The sequence below is a fragment of the Acidisoma sp. genome, assembly GCF_965199065.1.
Taxonomy (GTDB): domain Bacteria; phylum Pseudomonadota; class Alphaproteobacteria; order Acetobacterales; family Acetobacteraceae; genus Acidisoma.
The window spans coordinates 1,434,364-1,451,212 of sequence record NZ_CBDAQN010000001.1; the positions used below are offsets into that span (position 1 = coordinate 1,434,364).

Annotated in this window: 18 protein-coding genes; 8 read left to right on the top strand and 10 right to left on the bottom strand. The window is 66.9% G+C overall.

All coding sequences use genetic code 11. The features are described 5' to 3' along the window. Positions 1-6 precede the first annotated feature (6 nt). Complete coding sequence (locus ACOEQ1_RS06755; protein WP_419758427.1) at positions 7-912, bottom strand: NAD(P)-dependent oxidoreductase; 906 nt, start codon at positions 910-912, stop codon at positions 7-9. A gap of 26 nt (positions 913-938) precedes the next feature. Next, a complete protein-coding gene (locus ACOEQ1_RS06760; protein ID WP_419758428.1) occupies positions 939-1,556 on the bottom strand; it encodes an acetate uptake transporter in 618 nt (205 codons plus the stop codon). Between the two features lie 168 nt (positions 1,557-1,724). Between ACOEQ1_RS06760 and ACOEQ1_RS06765 the strand changes: the two genes are divergently transcribed. Continuing rightward, entirely contained in the window at positions 1,725-3,209 is a 1,485-nt protein-coding gene (locus ACOEQ1_RS06765) for an aldehyde dehydrogenase (protein WP_419758429.1), read from the top strand. 675 nt (positions 3,210-3,884) lie between these two features. On the opposite strand, the gene ACOEQ1_RS06770 is transcribed toward ACOEQ1_RS06765, so the two are convergent. Then, complete coding sequence (locus ACOEQ1_RS06770) at positions 3,885-4,235, bottom strand: helix-turn-helix domain-containing protein (protein ID WP_419758430.1); 351 nt, start codon at positions 4,233-4,235, stop codon at positions 3,885-3,887. A 204-nt stretch (positions 4,236-4,439) separates the two neighbouring features. Here ACOEQ1_RS06770 and ACOEQ1_RS06775 point away from each other — a divergent pair, with 204 nt between their 5' ends. The 6 genes from ACOEQ1_RS06775 to ACOEQ1_RS06800 all read left to right on the top strand — a co-directional run bounded on the left by ACOEQ1_RS06775 (position 4,440) and on the right by ACOEQ1_RS06800 (position 9,452). Then, on the top strand, positions 4,440-4,985 hold the full coding sequence (locus ACOEQ1_RS06775) for a histidine phosphatase family protein (RefSeq protein ID WP_419758431.1): 546 nt from the start codon (positions 4,440-4,442) through the stop codon (positions 4,983-4,985). Positions 4,986-5,002: 17 nt separating this feature from the next. Continuing rightward, entirely contained in the window at positions 5,003-5,956 is a 954-nt protein-coding gene (locus ACOEQ1_RS06780) for a threonine dehydratase (RefSeq protein ID WP_419758432.1), read from the top strand. Between the two features lie 112 nt (positions 5,957-6,068). Then, positions 6,069-6,869: an ATP-binding cassette domain-containing protein gene (locus ACOEQ1_RS06785; protein WP_419758433.1), complete on the top strand. Its 801-nt coding sequence runs from the start codon at positions 6,069-6,071 to the stop codon at positions 6,867-6,869. Further along, entirely contained in the window at positions 6,869-7,909 is a 1,041-nt protein-coding gene (locus tag ACOEQ1_RS06790) for an ABC transporter permease (RefSeq protein ID WP_419758434.1), read from the top strand. Before ACOEQ1_RS06785 ends, ACOEQ1_RS06790 begins: the two co-directional genes overlap by 1 nt. 66 nt (positions 7,910-7,975) lie before the next feature. Further along, entirely contained in the window at positions 7,976-8,974 is a 999-nt protein-coding gene (locus ACOEQ1_RS06795; RefSeq protein WP_419758435.1) for a substrate-binding domain-containing protein, read from the top strand. Between the two features lie 193 nt (positions 8,975-9,167). Beyond that, positions 9,168-9,452 carry a hypothetical protein gene (locus ACOEQ1_RS06800; protein WP_419758436.1) on the top strand — a complete coding sequence of 95 codons (285 nt, stop codon included), beginning with the start codon at positions 9,168-9,170 and terminating at the stop codon, positions 9,450-9,452. Positions 9,453-9,521: 69 nt separating this feature from the next. Here ACOEQ1_RS06800 and cobS read toward each other — a convergent pair whose 3' ends face one another. Genes cobS through cobA form a run of 4 tightly spaced genes read right to left on the bottom strand, consistent with a single transcriptional unit; the run spans position 9,522 to position 13,408 of the window. Then, the gene (gene cobS / locus ACOEQ1_RS06805; RefSeq protein ID WP_419758437.1) at positions 9,522-10,268 is read right to left on the bottom strand and encodes an adenosylcobinamide-GDP ribazoletransferase; all 747 of its coding nucleotides are present in this window, start codon (positions 10,266-10,268) and stop codon (positions 9,522-9,524) included. Then, positions 10,252-11,265 (bottom strand): nicotinate-nucleotide--dimethylbenzimidazole phosphoribosyltransferase, encoded by a 1,014-nt coding sequence (gene cobT / locus ACOEQ1_RS06810; protein ID WP_419758438.1) that lies wholly within the window; start codon positions 11,263-11,265, stop codon positions 10,252-10,254. Before cobT ends, cobS begins: the two co-directional genes overlap by 17 nt. After that, entirely contained in the window at positions 11,262-12,593 is a 1,332-nt protein-coding gene (locus tag ACOEQ1_RS06815) for a cobyrinate a,c-diamide synthase (protein WP_419758439.1), read from the bottom strand. The genes cobT and ACOEQ1_RS06815 overlap by 4 nt, the downstream gene beginning before the upstream one ends. After that, a complete protein-coding gene (gene cobA, locus ACOEQ1_RS06820; RefSeq protein ID WP_419758440.1) occupies positions 12,590-13,408 on the bottom strand; it encodes a uroporphyrinogen-III C-methyltransferase in 819 nt (272 codons plus the stop codon). Before cobA ends, ACOEQ1_RS06815 begins: the two co-directional genes overlap by 4 nt. A gap of 32 nt (positions 13,409-13,440) precedes the next feature. On the opposite strand from cobA, the gene ACOEQ1_RS06825 reads away from it, so the two are divergent. After that, positions 13,441-14,532, top strand: a complete 1,092-nt coding sequence (locus ACOEQ1_RS06825) for a cobalt-precorrin-5B (C(1))-methyltransferase (RefSeq protein ID WP_419758441.1) — start codon at positions 13,441-13,443, stop codon at positions 14,530-14,532. Here the strand turns inward: ACOEQ1_RS06825 and cobM are convergent. Genes cobM through cbiE form a run of 3 tightly spaced genes read right to left on the bottom strand, consistent with a single transcriptional unit; the run spans position 14,523 to position 16,848 of the window. After that, positions 14,523-15,281, bottom strand: a complete 759-nt coding sequence (gene cobM, locus ACOEQ1_RS06830) for a precorrin-4 C(11)-methyltransferase (protein ID WP_419758442.1) — start codon at positions 15,279-15,281, stop codon at positions 14,523-14,525. The two genes, ACOEQ1_RS06825 and cobM, sit on opposite strands and share 10 nt — an antisense overlap. Beyond that, positions 15,278-15,646: a cobalamin biosynthesis protein gene (locus ACOEQ1_RS06835; RefSeq protein WP_419758443.1), complete on the bottom strand. Its 369-nt coding sequence runs from the start codon at positions 15,644-15,646 to the stop codon at positions 15,278-15,280. Before ACOEQ1_RS06835 ends, cobM begins: the two co-directional genes overlap by 4 nt. Continuing rightward, positions 15,643-16,848: a precorrin-6y C5,15-methyltransferase (decarboxylating) subunit CbiE gene (cbiE, locus tag ACOEQ1_RS06840; protein WP_419758444.1), complete on the bottom strand. Its 1,206-nt coding sequence runs from the start codon at positions 16,846-16,848 to the stop codon at positions 15,643-15,645. Before cbiE ends, ACOEQ1_RS06835 begins: the two co-directional genes overlap by 4 nt. Between the last annotated feature and the right edge of the window lies 1 nt (position 16,849).

A 16,849-nucleotide genomic window follows, 5' to 3' on the forward strand; every position in this document is an offset into this window, starting at 1 on the left:
CGCTGGTCAGTCGGCCTTGGGCACCAACGAAACGCCGTTCATCTCGGCGATTATGTCGGAGAGCTGCGGCACGTAGTCCTCGGCCCTGCCCGCGCCCGCCGCGAGCGCGAAGCTGTTCCGCACCGCCGCCCCCATCGGGTTGGCGAAGCTCGACGCGCTCGCGAAGCCGGCGAGGTAGCTCATATCCTTCAGCGCGTTGCGGATCGCGAATTGATGCGCGTTCCGGTCCCGCTCCAGCACATATTTGAAGAAGGTCTGGTAGAACAGGCAATCCATCCGGCCGCCGCGAATGACGCTGTCGAACACTTGCGGCGTCAACCCTGCCTTGGCGCCCAGGGCCAGCGCTTCCGAATACAGCGCCGCATAGCCCATCGACACGAAGTTGTTCAGCAGCTTCATCGTGTGGCCGGTGCCGACCGGCCCGGTATGCACGACACGGCCCGCGAAGGCGTCGAGGATCGGCCGCACGCGGCCCACCACATCCTCGGGACCGCCGACCATCACGTCCAGAGTGCCGGCCGCGGCATCCTTCGGCGTCCGGCTCAGCGGCGCGTCGATCAGCGTGATCCCCTGCCCGCGCAGGCTCTCGGCCAGCCGCAACGTCTGCGACGGGTCCGAGGTGGAGCAGTCAATGATGACGAGCGGCCGGCCACTCGCGGCCAAGCCGTCCGGCCCTTCGACGACGGCGGACACTTCCGGCGATCCGGTGACGCACAGCACCACGACATCGCTCGCCTGCCCCAGCGCGCGGGCCGAGGTCGCTTCACGCGCGCCCTCGGCTACCAGCGCCTCGACCGCCGTCCGGCTACGATGCGCCAGCACCGTCAGCGGCCAGCCCTTGCTCAGGATGTTTCGCGCCATGCCCTGGCCCATGAGGCCAAGGCCGACAAATCCAACGCGCTCTTTTTCCAAGGCTGGCTCGCTTTCGTTAGCGGTCGTCAGACAACCTGCGCCCCGCGGATGCTGTTGACGGGTGTCCGCACACCGAGTGGAAGCACCGCCCGTCCGTGCGTCTCGTTGATGATCTCCGCCGCCGACACATAAAGGGCAAGAACGGCCGTGACCAGCCCGGCATAGCCGCCGATCATGGTGGCGGCGGGGAAGCCCCAGGCGCCGATCGCCAGCAGCACGAAGGTGATCCAGAGGGCCAGGAAGATGTAGGAGACGGCCCGGTTCAGCGCGAGGCTGCCGAGCCACATGTAGAAGGTGAACACGCCCCACATAAACAGATACCAGCCGACGAAGGCGGGCGGCACGTGGGCGGCGTAGAACTGGACGAACAGCGCGAAGGACCACCAGAAGGCGCCGTAACTGCAGAAGGCGACGAAGCCGAAGGTGTTGCCGCGCGGCAATTCCAGCAGGCCGGCGCAGAACTGGGCGGTGCCGCCGAAGGCGAAGGCGAGCGCCAGGACCAGCGGCACGGAGGCGGCGCCATACCAGCCCGCGTTGACCATGCTCAGCATCCAGGTGGTGACGGCAAATCCGACCAGCCCCAGCGGGGCCGGATTGGCAAGCTTGTACATCTCACTCTCCCGGTCGTCCGGAGCGCCATGCATCCCGGATCATTGTTACGAGACGGCACTCATATACCGTCCTGAGTGAAGCTACACCTAACTTCGGCCAATGTGAAAGTATCCGTTCGGGCGTCACACGAAAGCAAAAGCCCCTTCTGTCTTCCCGCCGCCATGTTACGCTCCATCCCGGAACCTCGCAGGGAGACGGTCATGAGCACCTCGGTCTGGCACGAAAAAGCGGCGGCCCTCCGGTTCGAGACGCGCTCCTTCATCGGCGGCGACATGGTGGAGGTCACCGGCGGCCATTTCGAGACGATCAACCCTGCCACCGGCGCGGTTCTGGCGGCCGTCGGCCAGGGTTCGCCCGCCGACGTGGATCGCGCCGTCGCCGACGCGGTCAGTGCCTTCCGCGGCGGCAGCTGGTCCCGCATGGCCCCTCGGGACCGCATGGCCGTGCTTTACCGCTTCGCCGACCTCATCGAGCGCGAGACCGAGTTGTTCGCGCTCCTCGACACGCTCGACATGGGCAAGCCGATCAGCGACATGCTGAACATCGACGTTCCGGCCTCGGCCACGACCATTCGTTTCTGCGCCGAATGCATCGACAAGATCACCGGCACCACGACGGCGACGCCGGCCAACGTCCTGCACTACACGACGCGGGAGCCTTTGGGCGTTGTCGGCGCCATCGTGCCCTGGAACTATCCGATGCTGATGGCGGTATGGAAGATCGCGCCCGCTTTGGCCGCCGGCAACGCGGTGGTGCTGAAACCCGCCGAGCAGTCGCCCTTGTCGGCGGTGCATCTCGCCCGGCTGTTCGTCGAGGCCGGTGGGCCGCCCGGCATCTTCAACGTCGTCAACGGTCCCGGCGAGACGGTCGGGCGCGCGCTTGCCATGCACATGGACGTGGCGAAGGTGAGCTTCACCGGCTCCACCGAGGTCGGCAAGTTGATGTTGCAATATGCCGGGCTGTCGAACATGAAGCGCGTGGCTCTGGAATGTGGGGGCAAGACGCCGCAGGTGTTCATGAGCGACCTGCCCGACCTCGCCACCGCCACGAAAACGGCGGCCTTCGGCATCTACGGCAACATGGGCGAGGTCTGCAACGCGGGTTCGCGCCTATTGGTGGACAAGAAGATCCACGACGAGTTCCTCTACGGTTTCATGCGTGAGAGCGAGAGTTTCGTGCCCGGCGACCCGTTGCTGGAGGAGACGAACATGGGTCCGCTGGTGACCTTCGAGCAGCAGAAGCGGGTGCTCGGCTACATCGACATCGGAAAAGCGGAGGGTGCGTCTCTGGCGTTCGGCGGCAACGTGCCGCAGGGGCTGGAGCGCGGCGCTTATGTGGCGCCGGCTTTGTTCACGGGCGTGGGGCCGAAGATGCGGATTGCGCAGGAGGAGATTTTCGGGCCGGTTGCGGCGATTATTCCGGTGGACGGGGTGGAGAACGCGATCGAGGTCGCCAACGACACGATCTATGGGTTGGCGGCGGGCATCTGGACGACGGACCTGACGACGGCGCATCGCATGGCGCGCGAGATCGAGGCGGGCACGGTGTGGGTCAACTGTTTCGACGAGGGCGACATGACGCAGCCTTTCGGCGGCTACAAGCAATCGGGCAACGCGCGGGACAAGTGCTTCGACAGTGTTGTGGCGTACACGCAGCAGAAGTCGACGTGGGTAAAGCTGGTTTAGAACGGTTCGCTTCTTTAAAAACTAGGCAACACGTTTTGAAAAAAAACCAAAACTTTAACCGCGTCAAGGGATCTTGACAAAACTTTATCTAGAAGTTCTAGTGTTAGGCTTTGATATATCAACATTACAAAAAAATGTAATTAGGACATTCTAGTGGAGCAACCCGAATGGTATCTCGGTGGCGAAACTTTTGAGACCATCCTTAATGAGGGGATGTTTTTCATAAAGGATGCGGGGCCACTTCATGGTCCAGTCAAAGGATTCTCTGTCAGGCGCGATGAAACGGGAGAAATTACACTAGATACAACTACCGTAGGTTCTCAACTGCCGTCTAGTGCCGATCATCCTCCCGGCACGATATTCACAAGCCATGAATGTGTTGAGTTTGTTGGCCCAAACGGGGCTAAGGCAATTGCGCGTGGCGTTTGGAGGCTTGGGGAGAGCGGAATGCTGCGGCACATAGGACTAAGACAGAGCCGTCGGGTCATCACAACCAAATTAGAAACTGTAATCGGCTTCGCCTTCTTTTTGTCCGGCTATTACTTGCGGTTTCATCGGCGACCGACCTTATCTAGACGATTGCACCGTTGGCCATCCAACTCGTAGGCTTGTAGAAGCGGTGCCTTAACAACTCACAGGCCGATTGCCTCACTGTGCTGATCCAGTGGAAACAGATCAGCCTGGGAGTCCTGATCCAAGGGCGCGTGATACCGTTTCTGGCTCACGAGCAATTACCGTCAGGTAAGCTCGTGCTGTTTGATCGGGCTCGGCTCTGCCCTGTTCCCAATCGCGCAGGGTGCCGAGTGGAATACGGAAGCGCGTCGCAAACGCCTCCTGTGTCAGACCAAGGGCCTGGCGCATCGTCTTCGTCCGAGGAACGGGCCTCATCCGGGCAAGGCTCTCTTCCGTCAGCGGCTGGGCATCCGGATCGCTCAATGCGGCCGCATGCACGTCGCTCTCCGTCATCGCATCAGCGCGGCTCCAGTCATGGCTTGCCGTTTTCGTCGTGGTATCTTCTTCGTTCATAGACTTCTGCCTTTCGGGCCGAAATGATCCTTAAATACCTCGCTCGCCATTTCGAACGTAATGCCATGGTCGCGCCGGTTGCTCGCCGCCTTGGCAGGATCCCACGCGAACTCTATATCCACTACTGGTTACCCGTAGTTGTGTCAAGGGCGCAAATCGGTGCAACGGTCGGCAAGACAGTCCAACGCCGAGATAACAAATCCATTGCGATACAGCACTAAGCAGCCAATCGCCCTCGTCCGCCACCCCGCCGTCGCGGACGCCACCGGGCGTTGCTACGGACGGCTTGACCTGCCGCTCGCCGACGCCGCCAGCATCGCGCCAATCGTCACGGCGCTCGCCCCCATGCGCGGGGCCACGATCCACACCAGCCCCCTCGCCCGCTGTCGCCTGCTTGCCGAGGCACTCGCCGCCGACTGGCGCCAACCGCCCCCCATTGCGGACCCTCGCCTTTTGGAGATGGATTTCGGCGCGTGGGAGGGCCTCGCCTGGGACGACATCCCGCGCGCCGACCTCGACCGCTGGGCGGCTGACCTCCTCAACTTCGCCGCACCCGGAGGCGAGACCGGAGCCGCGCTCACCGCGCGCGTCACCGACTTCTGGCGGAACCTCCCCGAACAACCCAACCCGCATGTCGTCGTCACCCACGGCGGCCCGCTGAAGGTGCTGATGGCGCTCGCCGAGGATCAGCCCGTGGACCTCTTACGCCCCACCTTGCCAACCGGCGCGATCTGGCACACGCCACGCTGACCGCAGGAGAGACCGCAGTGTTCACGCTCGACGAGTTGGAGGCCGCGCAGCGCGCGATCCACGCGGTGTTCCCCGGCACGCCGCAATACGCCTGGCCGCTTCTCGCCGAGCGCCTCGGCGCCGAGGTCTGGGTCAAGCACGAGAACCACACGCCCACCGGCGCGTTCAAGGTTCGTGGCGGCCTCATCCACATGGAGCGCCTCGCCCGCGCGCAGCCCCACATCTCAGGCGTCATTTCGGCGACGCGCGGCAATCACGGCCAGTCCCTCGCCTATGCCGGTCGTCGTTTCGGTATCCCGGTCACCATCGTCGTCCCGCACGGCAACAGCGTCGAGAAAAACGCGGCGATGCGGTCCATGTGTGCGCGGTTGATCGAGCACGGCCATGACTTCGACAGCGCGAAGCAGGAGGCGGTGCGGTTGGCCGAGGTCGAGGGCCTGACCTTCGCCCCTTCCTTCCACCGCGACCTCGTGCTCGGCGTGGCGACCTGGGCGCTCGAGCTTTTTCGCGTGGTCGCCCATCTCGACGTGCTCTATGTCCCGATCGGGCTCGGCTCGGGGATTTGCGGCGCGATCCTGGCGCGCGACCTGCTCGGTCTCGGCACAGAGATCATCGGCGTGCAGAGCGCCGGTGCGGATGCCTATGCCCAATCTCTCGAAGCCGGGCACACGGTCCATCTCTCCTCCGCCGAGACTTTGGCGGACGGTTTAGCGGTGCGCGTTCCCGATCCGGCGGCCTTCGAAATCATCCGCAGAGGCGTCTCGCGCATCGTGACGGTGACGGACGACGAGGTCGCCGAGGCGATCCGCGTCTACTGGACGGACACCCACAACCTCGCGGAGGGCGCCGGCGCGGCCCCGCTCGCCGCCGTTCTGCGTGAGCGCGCGGCATTGACGGGGATGAGAATCGGCATCCCGCTATGCGGCGGCAACATCGACCTCGCCTTGTTCCGACGCTGGGTTCTGGGATGACGCCGCCGCCAAATCAACATTTGACAGTCCTCGCGCTGCTTCCTAACCTCACGCTTATTGTTCCGACTATTGCCGCCATACCTCCGTCCAAGAACAAAAGAGCAAAACCAACATGGACATGCAGACTCCGAAGACGCGGAGTTACGAGCACATTGTCCGGGCTGAGAACCTCAGCCTGTCCTATGGCAAGGTCCGCGCGCTGTCGGGCATCGACCTCGCGATCGGCAAGAACGAGATCGTCGGGCTCATCGGCGACAACGGCGCGGGCAAATCCACTCTCATCAAGACGCTCACGGGCGTCGTCCGCCCGACCTCGGGCAAGCTCTACATCCGGGACGAGCTGGTCGACTGGGGCAGCTATTCCGTGCGCGAGGCTCACCGGCTGCGGTTCGAGACGGTCTATCAGGAGAAATCGCTCGGCGAGAAACAGCCGCTCTGGCGCAACATCTTCGTCGGTCGCCAAATCACCAACCGCTTCGGCTTCATCAAGGTGGCGGAGGAGCGGCGCATCGCCAACGATATCCTCAAGCGCCAGCTCGGCTTTCGCGGTGTCGGCATCGACGCGGACTCCACCATCTCGAAGCTCTCGGGTGGCGAGCGACAGGGCATCGCCATCGGCCGCGCCATGCACTTCGACAGCGACCTCATCATTCTCGACGAGCCGACGGTCGCCCTCGCCATCAGCGAGGTGCGCAAGGTGCTGGACTTCGTGCGCTCCATTAAAACCTCAGGCCGCGCCTGCATCTACATCGAGCACAATCTCGCCCATGTGCATGAACTCGCGGACCGGCTGGTGGTTCTCGATCGCGGGCGCATCGTGGCCGATATCAAGTCGGGCGAGATGACGCTCGAGCAGCTCACAAAATTCCTCATCGACCTCCAGCACAGCGGCCACGCCGTGGGGCCCGGCTGATGAGCACACATCTCTCGAGCAAAACCCCCGAGGCCCGCCCCGGCCTGTTGCCGCGGCTCATCCATGTCGAGGGGCTGCCGATCATCCTCGTCTTCGTGATCCTCGTCGTGTTCTTCATGATCGCGGCGCCGCAGGTCTTCCTCGGCTGGCCCATCTACCTCTCCTTCCTCACCACCGTGCCGCCCATGCTGGTGCTCGCCATCGGCCTGACCCTCGTCGTCGCGGCCGGCGAGATTGACCTGTCATTTCCCTCGACCCTGGCCTTCTCGGGCTTCCTGTTCTCGATCTGCGAGACGCAACTCGGCAGTCCCTGGCTCGGTGTGTTGGCGGCACTCGCGGGCGGCGCGCTCATCGGCGTCGTCAACGGCACGCTCGTCGCGGTCGTCGGCGTGCCCTCCATCATCGTCACCATCGGCACGCAGTTCTTCTGGGCCGGCGCCGCCTCCATCCTCTCGGGCGGCCAGTCGGACGCGCTGCAGGAATTGCAAGGCACGCCGCTCTACAACATCTTCGCCGGCAACCTCTTCGGCTTCCTGCCCATGCAGGCGCTCTGGGCGCTCGCGATCGCCGTATTCATGTGGTTCATCCTCAACCGCCACCGCTTCGGCGAGCATGTGCTGTTCATCGGCGACAGCCGCACGGTCGCTCGCGTCGCGGGCGTCAACGTCGTGCTCGAGACGATCAAGCTCTTCACGCTGATGGGCGTGCTGGGCGGCTTCGCGGCCGTGCTGCTGACCGTCGAGAACCTCAACTACTTCTCGACGCAGGGACAGGGCTACCTGCTACCGGCCCTCGCGGGCGTCTTCATCGGTGGCACCTCGGTCTTCGGCGGCACCGCCACCATCGTCGGCACCTTCTTCGGCACCTTCATCATCGGCATGCTCGAAGCGGGCGTCGTCGCCACCGGCATCGCCGGCTTCTGGGTCCAGGCCATCGAAGGCGTCGTCTTCGTCGCCGCCGTCGTCCTCCACCTCGTCGTGGAGAGCCCAGCCAAACTCCGCGCCCTCAGCGGCATCGTCGGGCTGCGAAGGGAGTCGTGAGCAAACCAGCAGTTCTTTTCTGAAGAAAAGAACCAAAAGACTTTTACACCTAAGGGAGAGACAACAATGACCAAGATGAAATTGCTGGCGGGCTGCGCGGTCCTCGCACTCGGCGGGGTGAGCGTCGCCCACGCAACCCAGCCAACCACCTCCGGGCCGCTCGGCGCCGGCATGACCATGTACATGCAGATGGGCGGCAACCCCGGTGACGGCGCCACCCTCGCGCGGCAGACCGGCGCCGCCGATGCCGCGCACGCCTTCGGCATCAAGGTCATCGAGCAGTTCTCGGCCTGGAACCCGGAGACGATGCTCGACCAGTTCCGCCAGGCAATGGCCGCGCGTCCCACCTGCATCGGCGTCACCGGCCATCCGGGTGACGCGGCCTTCGATCCTCTGATCGCTCAGGCCGAGAAGGAAGGCACGCTGGTCACAGTCGGCAACACTCCGCTCCCGGTCGCGGAAAAGACCTACGGCGCGAAGGGCACCGGCTATGCCGGTGTGGACCTCTACATCGGCGGCGAGATCACCGCGCAGGCGATGCTGGCGGCAGGCCTGAAGTCCGGTGACGAGGCCCTCGAATACGGCGTCTTCAACGAGACCGAGCGCAGCCAGTCCGACCGCGGCCTGCGCGACACGCTCGTGAAGGCCGGCGTGAAGGTGACGGAACTCAACATCTCGCCGCAGGTCGATTCGGATTCGTCATTGGCGGTCCCGATCCTGGTGGCGTTCATCGAGTCTCATCCGCATCTGAAGGCGATCGGAACGCAACATGGCGGGGTGACGGGCTTCATTCCGCAGGCTCTGCGCCAGGTCGGCAAGCAGCCGGGACAGATCATTGTCGGTGGCATCGATCTCGCGCCGAGCACCATCGCGGGGCTGCAGGGGAAATACATAACGGCGACCCTGGACCAGCAGCTGTACCTGCAGGGCTTCCTGCCGGTGGCGCAGTGCGTCCTCTCCGCGAAGTACCATTTCGCCGGGCTGAACATCAACACCGGGGCGGGCGTGGAAACGCCGGCGACAATCGACGCGCTGATCCCGCTGATCAAGCGCGGCATCCGGTAATCCGGGCAGCCGACGCCGGCCGGGGCAACCCTGTCACCCCGGCCGGCGCCGGCGTAGAACTCCTCGTAACTGATCTACCTATTCCGGGTAGAACCCAAATAATGGCCCTGTCCAAATCTTGACTAAAACATTAAAACCAAGAAAGTATCCCCCGTGGATTAATAAAGATCCCAATTTTTATTGCGAGAGAGCAATGAGACTGCAGACTATTCCGCAACCGCTCCCCGAGCTGCCCAAGATCTGGGGGAAACCGAACCTCAGCGGTCCCAGCGTCACCTACAGGATCGGGCGCGATGATGCCGTGAACATCAAGGAGCTGAATCGCTGGATCGAGGTTCATCAGGTCGCCTGCTGGATCGAGCGGATCACCGACCAGTATGGCGAGACGGTCTTCTGGGACTACAGGATCGAGCTTGATTACATGATCGTTCTTGCGCGCCAGGGCGTTCCCCGGTTCCGTCTGTGGCGTCCCAAGTAATCGGGGCGCACGATCAGGCTCAGCGCCGAAACGGATGATGTTACGTCAGCCGGTTTTGGCGCGGCCTCGCTATCGCACTGCGGCCGCCAGCACCATCAGCACCGCGCACTCAACCAGTTGCTCCGTCGCCCCCAGGGTGTCGCCCGTATAGCCGCCGAGGCTGCGTACGCCCACTCCGGCCATCGCCGCCGCCGCCATCAGCGTCACCAGCAACGCCTCCAGCATCACATGCGGGCGTTCCAGCAGAAGGCACGCCAGTAACGCGATCACTCCGCCGATGATGAGCCGCCTGCGGTCGAGCGCGCCGAGCGCGGCGCCGAGCCCCCCTGTGCGTGCCGGTGGGGAGAGCAGCACGACGCCGGGCATGGCGCTTCGGCCCAGCACCGCCGCCACGATCAGCGCCGCCGCCACCAGCCGAGGCTCGGCCAACTGCGCGAGCGCTCCAACCCGCAGCCCCACGGAGGCGATCAGCGCCAGCGCGCCGAAGCTGCCGATGCGGCTATCCTTCATGATCATCAGCCGCTTCTCCGGCGTGGCGCCGCCGCCGATGCCATCCGTCGTGTCGGCCAGGCCGTCCTCATGGAAGCCGCCCGTCGCCACCACCGTCGCGGTCACGGCCAGCAAAGCCGCGAGCAGAGCCGACAATCCAGCCCGCCAGGCCAGCGCGTAGGCCGCGGCGCCGATCAGGCCGATCACCAGCCCGACGACGGGCCACGCCCATACCGAGGCACCCGACGAGGATGCCGTTGCCTCACGCGGCAGCGGCAGCCGCGTCAGCAGTCCGAATGCCGCGACAAGGTCAGCGCCCGTCGGCAACGCCCGCCTCCGCGAAGGTCGCCATGCCGCTATGGCAAGCGACTGCCGCCCGCAGGATGCTCACGGCCAGCGCCGCGCCGGAGGCCTCGCCCAGCCGCATGTCGAGGTCGAGCAAGGTCGGCCGGCCCAGCTCCCGCACCAGGCGCCGGTGCCCGGCCTCGGCGGAGACATGGCCGATCATCGTGTGCTCCAACCCATCTGGCAGAAGCTTCGCCGCCGCCGCCGCCGCCGCCGAGCAGACGAAACCGTCGAGCAGCACCGGGATGCTGTGCCGCCGCGCCGCGAGCACCGCGCCGAGGATCGCCGCCGTCTCCCGACCGCCGAGGCGACGCGCCACTTCCCACGGATCACCGCTGGCCTCGGCATGCAGCGTGAGCGCCCGATCCACCACCGCCGCCTTGTGCGCGACGCCCGCCGCGTCGAGCCCGGTGCCGCGCCCTGCCCAGTCGCGGCCTTCGCCGCCGAACAGCGCCGCCGCCATCGCCGCCGCCGCCGTCGTGTTGCCGATCCCCATTTCGCCGAGGCACAGCAGATCCGTGCCCGGCACCACCGCCTCGAAGCCCGCCTCCAGCGCCGCCCGGAACTCAGCCGGCGTCATCGCCGGCTCCACGGTGAAATCCGCCGTCGGCTGGTCGAGCGCGAGCGGCACGACCGAGAGCGTGGCGCCGACGGCAGCCGCGATCTGGTTGATCGCCGCACCCCCGGCCTGGAAGTTGGCGACCATCTGCGCCGTGACCTCCGAGGGGAACGGCGACACGCCCTGGGCCGTCACGCCGTGGTTGCCGGCGAAGATCAGCACGTCGACCTGGTCGAGGCGCGGCATCTCCCGCCGCTGCCAGCGCGCGAGCCAGCCGACGGCTTCTTCCAGTTGTCCAAGGCTTCCGGCGGGCTTGGTCAGCCGGGCCTGACGGCGCGCCACCGCATCGCCGGCGGCCTCATCCGGCGGCGGCAGGCCCCTCAGAAGATCGGCAAGATAATCGGATTGGCGCGTCATCATGGTCGGAGGTCCTCCTGCGCGATGAGGTGAAAGAAACTGCCCGTGACGAGGCCCCGGCGGCTTCCGGCCGGGCCGAGCGTCGTGCCAAGCGCGTCCGCCAGTTGGACAAACGGGGCGTCGAGGCCGCCGGCGGAGACGGTGGCGTAGTGGAATTCGTGGCCGCGCAGCGCCGTGCCGGCGGCACCCAAGGGCCCATCCGCGCACAGCCGCGCAAGCCGGTAGCCGAGGTGGAGCCGACGCCGGGCGAAGCTGGTTTCGTGGTCGAGAAGTCCGGCCATCGGATGGCTCGATCCGGTGGCGTCCGTCAATGCCTCGCCGAGGACCATGTAGCCGCCGCACTCCCCATGCACAGGCCGCGTTTGGGCGAAACCCCGCAGCCCGGTCTTGAACCTTTCGGCTGCGGCAAGCCGGCCCCCGTGCAGCTCCGGATAACCGCCGGGCAGCCAGCAGGCATCGCAACCCACAGGCGGCGGCTCGTCGGCGAGCGGCGAGAAGGTGCTGATCTCAGCCCCCGCCTCGCGCCACCCCGCGAGCAGATGCGGGTAGAGAAAGCTGAACGCCGCGTCCCGCGCCACCGCGATGCGCTGACCAGGCGGCGCGATGGCAGGCACAGCCTCGCCGCCGGCCGTGATCGGCGCCGCCAACGCCAGGATCGCGTCGAGGTCGAAGCGCTCTTCCGCCAGCTGGCCGAGGCGTTCGATCCGGGCTTCGAGGTCGCCGGTTTCCTCGGCCTGGACGAGCCCGAGGTGCCGCTCGGGCAGGCTGAGTGCGGCATCCCTCAAAAGCGACCCCACCACCGGCAGTTGAATGCCCGCCATCGCGAGCCGGATGCCGGCCTCGTGCTTGGCGCTGCCGAGGCGGTTGAGGATGACGCCCGCGATCGTGACGCCGGGCTCGAAGCCGATGAAGCCGCGGGCGCTCGCCGCCGCCGTTTGGGACTGGCCCGAAACGTCCAGCACCAGCACCACCGGCAGGCCCCAGCGCGCGGCGAGATCCGCCGCCCGGCCCGCTTCGCCCACCGGGCCCGCGCCATCGAACAGACCCATGGAGGCTTCGATGAGCACGAGGTCGGCGTCTCCGGCGGCCTGGGCCAGCAGTCCGTCCAGCACGCCCGGCGGCATGGCCCAGCTATCGAGGTTGAAGGCGGGTCGTCCCGTGGCGACCGCGTGGAAGGCTGGGTCGATGTAGTCGGGGCCGGATTTCGCGACGGCCACGCGCACCCCGCGTCTTCGGAAGGCGGCGGCGAGCGCCAGCGTTACGGTGGTCTTCCCCGACCCCGATCGTGGCGCCGCTATGATGAGCGAAAGTTTTTTGGCTCTTTTGTTCAAAAAAGAACCTCTTGCTTGGCTTGAGAGATGAGGTCCGTGATCCGCGCCCGCATCGTCACGATCCGGCCGATCACGATCAGGGCGGGGCTCTCCTCGTCACCCTCGCCCACGGTTCCGGCGATATGCTCGAGATCGGTCACCGTCACGGTCTGTTCCGCCCGGGTGGCGTCGAGGATGAGCGCCGCCGGCAGGTCCGCCGGCATTCCGCCCGCCATCAGCCGGCGTGCGATCGTACCGATCCGGCGCGCGCCCATATAGAGCACGATGGGCTGTCCGAGGCTCGCCATTGCCTCCCAGTTCAGGCTGGCGTGCTGCGACTCCGCGCCGTGGCCGGTCGCGAAGATGATGGCCTGATTGATGCCGCGCATGGTGGCCGGGATCATGGCGGCCGCCAGCCCGGCGAGGCCCGCGGTCATGCCGGGGATGACGCGGAACGGGATGCCCGCCTCTGCCAGGGCGAGCACCTCCTCGCCGCCGCGGCCGAACACGAAGGGGTCGCCGCCTTTCAACCGCAGGACCCGCCTGCCCGCGCGCGCCTCCGCCACCAGACCCGCTGAGATGGTGGTTTGTTCGGAGGATGGCCGGCCGCAGCGCTTGCCTGCCGGCACCAGCTCGGCTTCGGGCTTCGCCAGAGCCAGCACAGCCTCGCTCACCAGGGCGTCGTGCAGCACGACATCCGCCTGGGCGAGCCCGGCGATAGCATGAAGTGTGAGTTGCCCCACGTCGCCTGGCCCGGCGCCTGCCAGCCAGACATGGCCGGGCAGGAGTTCCGGCACTACCGGCATCAGGCGCCGCAGCGCCTCCTCGATTGTCATTCGTCGTCTCCGCCGTGACTTGGCGTCAGCAGTTGGTTAGTTTCCGTGCCGTGGACACGCCCTCGCTCCGCCGTGGCTGGACGACAGGCGCATGCGCCGCGGCCGCTGCCCGTGCGGCGGCTGAAGGCCTTCTCACCGGCCAGTTCCCCGACCCGGTCGCAATCCGGTTGCCCGGCGGCGGCACTGCGGCCTTCGCGCTGGCCGAAACCCTGAGGCTTCCAGGCGCCGTCATGGCCGCCATTGTCAAGGATGCGGGCGACGACCCCGACGTGACGCATGGCGCGCTCATCCGCGTCACCCTGTCCCTCGGCGTCCCTCTGTCCGGCGTCACCTTCCGGGCGGGTCCGGGGGTCGGCATCGTCACCCTGCCCGGCCTGCCCGTTCCGCCGGGCGAGCCCGCCATCAATCCGGTGCCGCGCCGCATGATCGCGGAGGCGCTGGCCGAGGCGGCGGCGCTGTTCGGCGGCGGCAGCGACTGGGTGGTGGAGGTTTCCGTCCCCGGCGGCGAGTTGCTGGCGGAGCGCACGATGAACGGGCGTCTCGGCATCCGGGGCGGGCTCTCCATTCTCGGCACGACGGGGATCGTCATCCCGTATTCCTGCGCGGCCTGGATCGACAGCATCCGGCGCGGCATCGATGTGGCGCGTGCGACGGGCATTACCCATGTCGCCGCTGCCACCGGCCGCACCTCGGAGGAGGCCGTGCAGCGACTGTATGGCCTGCCGGATCAGGCGCTGCTCGACATGGGCGACTTCGTCGGCGGCACGCTGAAGTATCTTCGACGGCATCCGGTCGCGCGGGTGACGCTGGCAGGCGGCCTCGCGAAGATGACGAAGCTCGCCCAGGGGCGGCTCGACCTGCACTCCAAGCGAGGCGGCGTGGACGGCGATGCCCTCGGCGCGCTGGCGGTCCGGCTCGGTGCCAGTGCCGGCCAGGCCGCGCTCATAGCGACCGCTAACACAACCGCACAAGCCTTTTATTTTGCCGGATCTCTTCCGCTCGCCGCCACCATTGCGGCCGAGGCGCACCGGGTGGCGCAATCCGTGCTCGAGGATGCGCCGATCAGGTTGGACGTGCTGCTCATCGATCGCGAAGGACGCGTGGTGGCCTCGCATCAGCCCTGACCTCGGAAGCGGCGGACGTAATCCGCGCCGTAGAGGGCGCTTTCGCGAAACTCGTCCGGTCCCAGCGCCGGCCCGACCAGGATGAGCGCCGTCCGCTGCGCCGGCGTCGCCGTATGCTGTTCCACGAGCGTCCCCAGCGTGCCGGTGATGACGGCCTCCTCCGGCCAACTCGCCCGCGCCACAATGGCCGCCGGGCAGCCCGCGCCGTAATGCGGCACCAGCGCCGTCACCACCTCGGCAAGGCGGTGGATCGCGAGATGGATGGCGAGCGTCGCGCCCGTCGCCGCGAACGCCGCCAGGTTCTCGCCCGGCGGCATCGGGCTTGCCCGGCCCTCGATGCGTGTGAGCACCACGCTCTGGGCGAGGCCCGGCACCGTCAGTTCCCGCCCCAGCACGGCGGCGGCGGCGCCGAAGGCGGGCACGCCGGGTGTCAGGCTCCAGGGGATGCCGAGCCTGTCCAGCCGCCGGGTCTGTTCGGCGACGGCGCTGTAGATGGAGAGATCGCCCGAATGCAGCCGCGCCACGTCCGACCCGGCTGCATGGGCTGTGCGATACTCGGCCTCGATCGCGTCCAGGCTGAGCGGCGCGGTGTCGACCAGCCGCGCATCAGGCGGGCAGTGCGCCAGCATCGCCTGTGGCACGATCGAGCCGGCATAGAGGCAGACGGGGCAGCGGGCGAGGATGTCCCGCCCGCGCAGGGTCAGCAGGTCCGCCGCACCCGGTCCGGCGCCGATGAAGAATACGGTCATGCGCCGTGGCTCTCCGCGAGGGCGCAGGTGACGCCGCCACCCGCGATGCGCGGCAAGATAAGCCGCGAGCCGGGTCCGGCAGCGGAGAGCGCGGCAGCCTCGGCCACACACGATAGTCCGATTTCGGCTTCCGCGCGGGCCGAGCGGGTCACGCAGCGGCCTTGCTCTCCCTTCAGCTGATCCCGCTCCACCCACAGGATGGGCAGGTTGAGGCGTCTGGCGGCTTCAGTGATCCCCGGCTCTCCCCTGCGAAAGGCCGGCACCGCGAGCGCTTCCGGTGGCGCCGTCTCAGAAGCAAGGCGCAACAGCGACAGGAGCGCCTCCGCGGTGACTTCAGTCCTGCAGCCAATTCCCGCGACTATCATGGTTTTACCGCCCGGTACTGCAGCACCGTGCGAGCCGGAGCGAAGCCCTGCATGGTGCCGATCGGCTCCAGCCGCTCGATCCCGATGCGTGTCAGACGGCCGCCCCACTCGCCATGACACGACATCACTGCCCGCTCGGTCTCCAGCGTCACCGCGTTGACCACGATCCTGCCACGGGGTTTTAGAGCCTGCCAGCAAGCCGCTGTTACTGCTGCATCGGATGCGCCTCCGCCGATGAACACCGCATCCGGGGGTGGGAGATCCACGAGAGCCTCGGGCGCGGTTCCCACACCTACCTCCAGCGCCGGCACGCCGAGTGCCGCCGCGTTGCGCATGATCCGCGCGGCGCGATCCGCCCGCGCCTCGATCGCGATGGTGCGGCAGGACGGGTGCCGCAGCATCCATTCGATGCCGACCGAGCCTGAGCCCGCGCCGACATCCCACAGCCGCTCGCCCCGGTGTGGCGCGAGAGCCGCGAGCGCCAGCGCCCGGATCTCGCGCTTGGTGATCTGGCCATCGGTCTCGAACCAATCTTCGTCCAGGCCGGGCGCGAGCGGGATGGCCGGGCCGCCCGATACCTCCAGCGCCATCAGGTTGAGCTTCGCGATCCTGTCATGGATGCTCTTCAAAGCCCTGAAGGTAAATGAATCTTCGTCCGGGCCGCCCATTGCCTCCAGCACGGTGATGCGCGTCTCGCCAAATCCCCACCGAGCCAGCAGCGCGGCCAACGCCGCTGGGGTCGTGTGATCGGCCGAGAGCGCCAGGACCCGCGCGCCAGAGTGTAGCAACGGGCGGATCGCCTCGAGCGGACGGCCACAGAAGGAGATGGTCTCCACCTCGGGCAGCGACCAGCCGAGCCTCGCGCAGGCAAGGCTGAAGGCCGATGGCGCCGGCAGGCAGAGCATCTCGGCCATCGGCAGCGTTCGGGCCAGCACACTGCCGATCCCGAAGCAGAAGGGATCGCCCGAGGCGAGCACCACGACCCTGCTCCCGCGCCTCGCCAGGACCGCCGGAATGCCATCGGTCATCGGGCTGGGCCAGGCGATCCGTTCGCCCATGATGAGCGAGCGGGCAAGTGCGAGGTGGCGTTCCCCCCCAAACACCACGGTCGCCTGGGCGATGGCCGCGCGGGCGGCGGGCGCGAGCCCCTCGACACCGTCCTCCCCGATGCCGACAATCGTCAGCCATGGGACACGGCTCATC

Bases quoted from the DNA above. Each gene is read 5' to 3' on its own strand.
- ACOEQ1_RS06765 (WP_419758429.1), top strand. From the start codon at position 1,725: ATGAGCACCTCGGTCTGGCACGAAAAAGCGGCGGCCCTCCGGTTCGAG.
- ACOEQ1_RS06835 (WP_419758443.1), bottom strand. From the start codon at position 15,646: ATGATAGTCGCGGGAATTGGCTGCAGGACTGAAGTCACCGCGGAGGCG.
- ACOEQ1_RS06800 (WP_419758436.1), top strand. From the start codon at position 9,168: ATGAGACTGCAGACTATTCCGCAACCGCTCCCCGAGCTGCCCAAGATC.
- ACOEQ1_RS06785 (WP_419758433.1), top strand. From the start codon at position 6,069: ATGGACATGCAGACTCCGAAGACGCGGAGTTACGAGCACATTGTCCGG.
- cobM (WP_419758442.1), bottom strand. From the start codon at position 15,281: ATGACCGTATTCTTCATCGGCGCCGGACCGGGTGCGGCGGACCTGCTG.
- ACOEQ1_RS06770 (WP_419758430.1), bottom strand. From the start codon at position 4,235: ATGAACGAAGAAGATACCACGACGAAAACGGCAAGCCATGACTGGAGC.
- ACOEQ1_RS06790 (WP_419758434.1), top strand. From the start codon at position 6,869: ATGAGCACACATCTCTCGAGCAAAACCCCCGAGGCCCGCCCCGGCCTG.
- cobT (WP_419758438.1), bottom strand. From the start codon at position 11,265: ATGATGACGCGCCAATCCGATTATCTTGCCGATCTTCTGAGGGGCCTG.
- ACOEQ1_RS06760 (WP_419758428.1), bottom strand. From the start codon at position 1,556: ATGCATGGCGCTCCGGACGACCGGGAGAGTGAGATGTACAAGCTTGCC.
- ACOEQ1_RS06795 (WP_419758435.1), top strand. From the start codon at position 7,976: ATGACCAAGATGAAATTGCTGGCGGGCTGCGCGGTCCTCGCACTCGGC.
- cbiE (WP_419758444.1), bottom strand. From the start codon at position 16,848: ATGAGCCGTGTCCCATGGCTGACGATTGTCGGCATCGGGGAGGACGGT.
- cobA (WP_419758440.1), bottom strand. From the start codon at position 13,408: ATGACAATCGAGGAGGCGCTGCGGCGCCTGATGCCGGTAGTGCCGGAA.